The sequence below is a fragment of the Paraburkholderia sp. 2C genome (assembly GCF_054589215.1).
Genome location: NZ_BAAILL010000032.1, coordinates 523,278 through 529,670 on the forward strand (window position 1 = coordinate 523,278; position 6,393 = coordinate 529,670).

Genomic DNA, 6,393 nt, shown 5'->3' on the forward strand with positions numbered 1-6,393 from the left:
GCCGGCGCTCGCGGCCACTGTCGCTTTGGCCGCGGCGACGCTTCGCATTCACGCTTATTCGTTCCGTTTGCGGAACACACAGGAGAGTCGAAGATGGAAAAAATCGCAATCATCGGCGCCGGCTTGATCGGTTGTGCATGGGCGTCGGTGTTCGCGCGCGCCGGTCACACGGTCACGCTGTTCGACATCGATGCGAAAGCCGTCGAAACCGCGCGCGACACGGTCATGGCCGGTCTCGTCAAACAGCGCGCGGTCGGTTTGATCAACGAAGAACCTGACGTGGTGATCGCGCGCGTGAGCGCGACGGCCTCGCTCGAAGAAGCACTGCGCGGCGCGGACTTCGTCCAGGAAAACGTGCGCGAAACTGTCGATGCGAAAAAAGAGGTCTACGCGAAGCTCGACAAGCTGGTCGGCCCGAACACGCTGATCGCCAGTTCGACGTCGGGCATTCCGGCTTCCGCATTTACCGAAGAACTCGCCTGCCGCGCACGCTGCTTCGTCGGCCACCCGATCAATCCGCCTTCGGTCGTGCCGCTCGTCGAACTCGTGCCGGCGCCGTGGACCGATCCGGCCGTGATCGAGCGCGCCCGCACGCTGTATGCGCGCGTGGGCCAGGTGCCGATCGTCGTGAACCGCGAAATTCAGGGCTTTATCGTCAACCGTCTGCAAGGCGCGCTGCTTGCCGAAGCATTCCGTCTCGTCGAAGACGGTTATGTAAGCGGCGGCGATATCGACAAGGCTGTCAAGGATGGCCTTGGCCTGCGCTGGTCGTTTATGGGCCCGATGGAAACGATCGATCTGAACGCGCCGGGCGGCATTCGCGATTACTGCGGCCGCTACGGTCCGCTGTATTTCGACATCGCCACGCAAGCGACACCGCGCAAATGGCACGACGCGCTGCTCGGCAAGCTCGAGCAGGAACGCCTCGCCGAACTGCCCGCCGACAAGCGGCCCGCGCGCTCGGCATGGCGCGACGAGCGGCTGATGAACCTCGTCGTGCACAAACGCGGCGCGCCTAACGAATGAACGTTCGAATCAATGAAGTCTGAAGCTGGGGACGTTGTGAAGTTGAACACTTGACCATCACACCGGGCCATCCGGCCCGGAACGTACGGAGACACACCTCAATGAAAAAAACATCGTCATGGCTGGCTGCGATCGCGGCCACCACGGCTGCCGCCGCCTCTCTCGCACTTGCAACGTCGACGGCATTCGCCGCCGACCCGATCACGTTTGGCATGATGACCGAGAGCACGGGCCCAAGCTCCGAAGCCGGTATCTATCAGGCGAACGGCGCGAAGCTCGCCGTCGACGAAGTCAACAAGGCCGGTGGCGTGCTGGGCCGCCAGCTCGAAGTGCGCAACGAGGATAACCAGAGCACGAACCCGGGCTCGGTGCTCGCCATCTCGAAGCTGACCAGCGCGGGCAATCTCTCGGCGCTGATCGCGACGGTGCGCAGCACGCAGATCCAGGCGATTTCGCCGACCGTGATGCGCGCGAAGCTGCCGATCATGGTGGGCGGCACCGACGTCGGCCTCACGCATGCGAACAACCCGTGGATTTTCCGCGCACGGCCGAACGACGGTTACTCGGCCCGGGTGATCGCCGACTACGGCGTGAACACGCTGAAGCTGAAGAAGTGGGCGATCGTGCATTCGACCGATGCATTCGGCAACGGCGGCGAAAAGGCGCTGACCGAAGCGCTGAAGGCGGCGGGCATCACGCCGGTGATCGTGCAAGGCTTCACGAGCAATTCGCAGGACTTCACGCCGATCGTGCTGGCGGTGAAGAACTCGGGCGCCGATATCGTGGCCACATATATCGCGAACTCGACCGACGTCGCGATTTTCGGCAAGCAGCTGCGTCAGCTTGGCGTGAAGGCGGCATGGATCGGCTCGCCGTCGGTTTCGACCGCGACCGCGATGCAGCTGGCCGGCGACGCGTTGTACGGCTCGTATTCGATCGCCGACTTCGCGCCCGATTCGAGCCCCGAAGCGCAAGCGTATGCGCAGAAATATCGCGCCGCGTACAAGGTTGAGCCGGACTTCTATTCGGCGTGGGCCTACGATTCAGTGAAGCTGCTCGCGCTCGCCATCAAGAACGCGAACAGCGCGAAGCCGGACGATATCGCCAAGGCGCTGCACGCGATCAAGGGCTATAAGGGCGTGGAAGGCACGTACTCGTTCGATGCGAACGGCGACGGCCTGCATGGCTACAACATCGTGAAGAACGACAACGGCAAGATCGTGTTCGTGAAGCATATCGACTTCGCGCAATAACGCGAAGCGTTGCTGCATTCGTTGTATTGCTGCATTCGTTGCATGAAACGAAAGCCGCTGCGGCCGGTTGGCCGCAGCGGCTTTTTTACTTCCCGAGTCTGAAATATGGGCTCGAACCTCGCAACAGCGAGCGTTTCAGAGCTTCGTCAAATACTCGCCGAAATCGAGTTCAAGCTCGCTGCGCGTACCCAGGCCCTGCTGCATCAACGCCGCCGCCATACGCTGCGTGCCGGGCCATGCGAACGCGCCTCTGAATGCGAGCGCCGATTCGTTCTGATGCTCCGCTGACGCCAGCGTCGTGCGATTGATAAGTTCCTTGCATGTACGCAATGCATTGCGTTCGAAGCGCGCAATGCGCTGCGCGAACTGTTCGACAAACGCATCGAACCGCGCATCGGGCACCGCGCGATTGATCCAGCCGTAGCGTTCCGCGGTGGCGGCATCGAAATCGTCGGCGCCGAGCACGATTTCGAGCGCACGTTTGCGGCCCACCGCGAGCGGCAAGCGCTCGAGCGCACCGCCGCCCGGAATCAGACCCACGCCGACCTCCGGCTGACCGAACACCGCCCTCTCGAGGCTCGCAAAGCAGATATCGCATGCAAGCGCGAACTCGCTGCCCACGCCGCGCGCGCGGCCGCGCACCGCCGCGATACTGAGCACCGGCACGCTGCCGAGCCGATGCGTAAAGTCGATCCACGGCGCGTAGCCGCTCGGCCCCGGGTCGCGCGACGCGTCTTTGGCACGCGATACGTCGTAGTGCGCGATAAAAAAGTCCGGATCGGCACTGTCGAACACCACCACTTTCAGCGCTTCGTCCGTTTCCATCTGCGTGAGCAACGCCTGCAACTCCTTGATGGTGTCGGGATCGAGCATGTTGATGGGCGGGTTGCTAAAGGTCACGCGCCAATATGCATCGCTGCGCCGGTCGATCGAAAACTGCTCGTTGGGTCGAGTCATTGCGTGACGTCCCTGTCGAAGATCGGAATAGGCTTTCATTGCGCCGCCCACCGCAAGGAATGTCAAGTCACCGCCCCGACGCGATGCCGCTTAAGACGATGCGACCGTTCCGGCCTGAAAAAAATGCAGGCAATCTGTAGGGAAAGTCGGGAGTTTTTCCCGCGCCGCGCCACGTGAAATCACCTATAACGCTACTGATTTGCGCATGAAGTAAAAGAAAGTCGAGTCAGCAGTTGCAGTCGCCAAAAGCACAATTCCATGGAGACACAGCAATGAAGGCAACGCTCAAGCTTCTGCCGTTCGCCGTCGCGACGCTCGTCGCGACCCTGCCCGCCGCGCAAGCGGCGGGAGATAACGTCACCGCACTGTCCAACTTCCAGCAGACCGGCAACAAGACGCCGCCCGAAACAGTGCCGCAAACCGGCGAGCGCGCCGACGCGCTGCGCCAGAACCTCAAGCAGATCAAGCTGCCCCCCGGCTTCAGGATCGAGCTTTATGCAGTGGTGCCCGATGCGCGTCATATGGCAATCGAGCCGTCGACCGGCGTCGTGTTTGTCGGCACGCGCCGCGCGCGCGTCTGGCAAGTCACCGATCGCACGAAGCGCCGGGTTGCCGACGACGTCGTCTCGTTCGCGAGCTCCGTCACGTTCAAGGTGCCCAACGGCGTGTGCTTCTCGCCCGACGGCGTGCTGTATGTGGTCGAACAGAACCGTGTGCTGGCGTTCCCCGCCGCGCAGTTCTTCGGCGAAGGCGGACCCGATGTCGCGGCGGCCGTCGTCGTGCCGCAAGGCAAGCTGATCCCGACGCAGTTCGAGAGCTTCAATCACGGCGCACGCGTGTGCCGCATCGGGCCGGACAAGAAGCTCTATATCGCGTTGGGCCAGCCCTGGAATGTGCCGCCCAAGGACAAGCTAAGCGAGCTTGACAAGAATGGCCTCGCGGGCATCATCCGCATGGACCAGAACGGCAAGAATCGCGAGGTCTACGCGCACGGCGTGCGCAATTCGGTCGGCCTCGACTTCAACCCCAAAGACGGCACCTTGTGGTTCACGGACAATCAGGTCGACGGCATGGGCGACGATATCCCGCCGGGCGAACTGAACCACGCGACGAAGGCGGGCGAAAACTTCGGCTTCCCATGGTACGGCGGCGGCAAGGTCCGCACCGAAGAGTACAAGGACAGCACGCCGCCCGCCGGCGTGGTCTTCCCGCAGGTCGAGTTCGCCGCGCACGCGGCCGATCTCGGCATGTCGTTCTACACGGGCAAGATGTTCCCGGCGAAGTACCAGGGTGGCATCTTCGATGCGGAGCACGGTTCGTGGAACCGCACGAAACCGATCGGGGCGCGCCTCATGTACATCCCGATCAAGGATGACGGCACGGCCGGCACCGCCGAAGTTTTCGCCGAGGGATGGCTCACGCCGGACGGCGAATACATGGGCCGCCCGGTCGACGTGCAGCAGTTGCAGGACGGCTCGCTGCTCGTATCGGACGACTATGCGGGCGCGATTTACCGCATCTCGTACACGGGGGCGAAATGACGCGTCTGGCGCGACCGGGATCGGCGGCCGCGTTGCTCGCGATATCGGCTGCATTCGCGGCTGCATTCGCGGCTGCAGGCGCTGCCGCGGATGCGGCATTCGCGGCCGATATCGCCGCCGGTCGCGCGAAGGCCGTGCAATGCCAGGCGTGCCACGGGCTCGACGGCCTCTCGAAGCTTCCCGAGGCGCCGAATCTGGCGGGGCAAAACGAGGACTATCTGGTGAAGGCGCTGCACGACTTCAAAAGCGACGAGCGCAAGAACGAGATGATGTCGACCGTCGTCAAGCCGCTGTCCGATACGGATATCGCCAATCTCGCAGCGTTCTATCACAGCCTGAAGCCGTAACAAAAAGGGCGCGCGATGCCTGCACCGCGCGCCCTTGTCATCCCGTCAGTTAAACCAACGCGGGTTATGCTTGCGGCTCCGAAGGCTCAAGCCCAAAGCTTGCGCGCAAGGAACGTCAGCGTGCGATCCCACGACAGTTGCGACCACACCGGATCGAACTGCGTGCCGGCGATGCGGCCTGGGCCGACGGCCGTCTCGTTCGCGAACGCATGATGCGCAAGATAGCGATGGAACTGCGCATCGACATTCGCTTCCTTGAGTTTCGCGGCCAACGTATCGACGCCTGCCTCGGCGAAGAATGCGTCTTGCGTGGCCCAGTGCGCGAGCACCGGCACCTTGATCTTCGACGCGTCGATATAGTCGATTGGCGGGTAGCCATAAAAGATCACGCCGGCCGAGAGCTCCGGCGTCTGACAAAGCGAAAGCCACGCGAGCGCGCCGCCCATGCAATAGCCCATCACGGCCACGCGCGGCGCTTGCTGCTTCAGATACTGCACGGCGCCGCGAATATCCTGCGATGCGGCATCGCCGAAGTCGAGCCCCGACATCAGGTGGTGCGCCTCTTCTTCCTCGACGGTCGATTTGCCGCGGTACAGATCGGGCACCAGCGCGAGATAGCCGCATTGCGCGAGGCGGTCGGCCACGCCGCGAATCTGGTCGTTGACGCCCCACCATTCCTGCAGCACGACCACCGCGGGCGCGCCCTGCGGGTTTTCGGGCTTCGCCAGATAGCCGTTGACGTCTTTGCCGTCGGGCCGGCGAAAGCCGACCATCGATCCGAGGTGCGATTTCATGAAAAGTCCTTAGTGACAGAAAAAGGAGGAGGAGCAGCGAAAGCAGTAGCATAGCGCCGCCCGCGCGCCCGTGCAGATTCTGGTGCAGTGCAGCTAAGGGAGCCTTAAGCCGCCTTCCTTCAACATCGTGCTTATTCCATATGCAGATACAAACGACGCACGTACGTGGAATAGGTCTTTGGAGGCGCAAAGTGACGCAATCAGCATCAACGTACCGCAACAGCACAACCAGCAGTCAGGACGGGCTGCTCAGCAAGGTGCCGCAAGCCACCGCGGTTTTCTGGATCGTAAAGATCCTTGCGACCACAGTCGGCGAAACAGGCGGCGATGCATTATCGATGACGCTGAATCTCGGCTATGCGGTCGCCACACTCATCTTCCTTGCGTTTTTTGTCATCACGCTGACACTTCAGGTGCGCAGCGACCGCTATCACCCCGCCATCTACTGGGCCGTGGTGGTCGCGACCACCACGGT

General features: G+C 62.6%; 6 protein-coding genes and 1 pseudogene. 5 read left to right on the plus strand and 2 right to left on the minus strand.

What is annotated here, in order from left to right:
• The first annotated feature begins 93 nt into the window (after positions 1-93).
• Together ACYPXD_RS10545 and ACYPXD_RS10550 are read left to right on the plus strand one after the other, a co-directional pair.
• The gene (locus tag ACYPXD_RS10545) at positions 94-1,026 is read left to right on the plus strand and encodes a 3-hydroxyacyl-CoA dehydrogenase (protein ID WP_459710576.1); all 933 of its coding nucleotides are present in this window, start codon (positions 94-96) and stop codon (positions 1,024-1,026) included.
• Between the two features lie 101 nt (positions 1,027-1,127).
• On the plus strand, positions 1,128-2,279 hold the full coding sequence (locus ACYPXD_RS10550) for an ABC transporter substrate-binding protein (RefSeq protein WP_459710579.1): 1,152 nt from the start codon (positions 1,128-1,130) through the stop codon (positions 2,277-2,279).
• A gap of 135 nt (positions 2,280-2,414) precedes the next feature.
• Here ACYPXD_RS10550 and ACYPXD_RS10555 read toward each other — a convergent pair whose 3' ends face one another.
• Entirely contained in the window at positions 2,415-3,236 is an 822-nt protein-coding gene (locus ACYPXD_RS10555) for an enoyl-CoA hydratase/isomerase family protein (RefSeq protein ID WP_459710581.1), read from the minus strand.
• Between the two features lie 272 nt (positions 3,237-3,508).
• Between ACYPXD_RS10555 and ACYPXD_RS10560 the strand changes: the two genes are divergently transcribed.
• Positions 3,509-4,777, plus strand: coding sequence for a PQQ-dependent sugar dehydrogenase (locus ACYPXD_RS10560; protein ID WP_459710583.1), 1,269 nt, complete (start codon positions 3,509-3,511; stop codon positions 4,775-4,777).
• Complete coding sequence (locus ACYPXD_RS10565) at positions 4,774-5,124, plus strand: c-type cytochrome (RefSeq protein ID WP_459710585.1); 351 nt, start codon at positions 4,774-4,776, stop codon at positions 5,122-5,124. The genes ACYPXD_RS10560 and ACYPXD_RS10565 overlap by 4 nt, the downstream gene beginning before the upstream one ends.
• 86 nt (positions 5,125-5,210) lie before the next feature.
• Here ACYPXD_RS10565 and ACYPXD_RS10570 read toward each other — a convergent pair whose 3' ends face one another.
• Positions 5,211-5,918, minus strand: coding sequence for a dienelactone hydrolase family protein (locus ACYPXD_RS10570; protein WP_459710587.1), 708 nt, complete (start codon positions 5,916-5,918; stop codon positions 5,211-5,213).
• A 191-nt stretch (positions 5,919-6,109) separates the two neighbouring features.
• Between ACYPXD_RS10570 and ACYPXD_RS10575 the strand changes: the two are divergent.
• Positions 6,110-6,393: pseudogene (locus tag ACYPXD_RS10575) on the plus strand (hypothetical protein); the annotation flags it as partial.

Coding starts and splice junctions, on each gene's coding strand:
- ACYPXD_RS10550 (WP_459710579.1), top strand. CDS start 1,128: ATGAAAAAAACATCGTCATGGCTGGCTGCGATCGCGGCCACCACGGCT.
- ACYPXD_RS10570 (WP_459710587.1), bottom strand. CDS start 5,918: ATGAAATCGCACCTCGGATCGATGGTCGGCTTTCGCCGGCCCGACGGC.
- ACYPXD_RS10555 (WP_459710581.1), bottom strand. CDS start 3,236: ATGACTCGACCCAACGAGCAGTTTTCGATCGACCGGCGCAGCGATGCA.
- ACYPXD_RS10545 (WP_459710576.1), top strand. CDS start 94: ATGGAAAAAATCGCAATCATCGGCGCCGGCTTGATCGGTTGTGCATGG.
- ACYPXD_RS10560 (WP_459710583.1), top strand. CDS start 3,509: ATGAAGGCAACGCTCAAGCTTCTGCCGTTCGCCGTCGCGACGCTCGTC.
- ACYPXD_RS10565 (WP_459710585.1), top strand. CDS start 4,774: ATGACGCGTCTGGCGCGACCGGGATCGGCGGCCGCGTTGCTCGCGATA.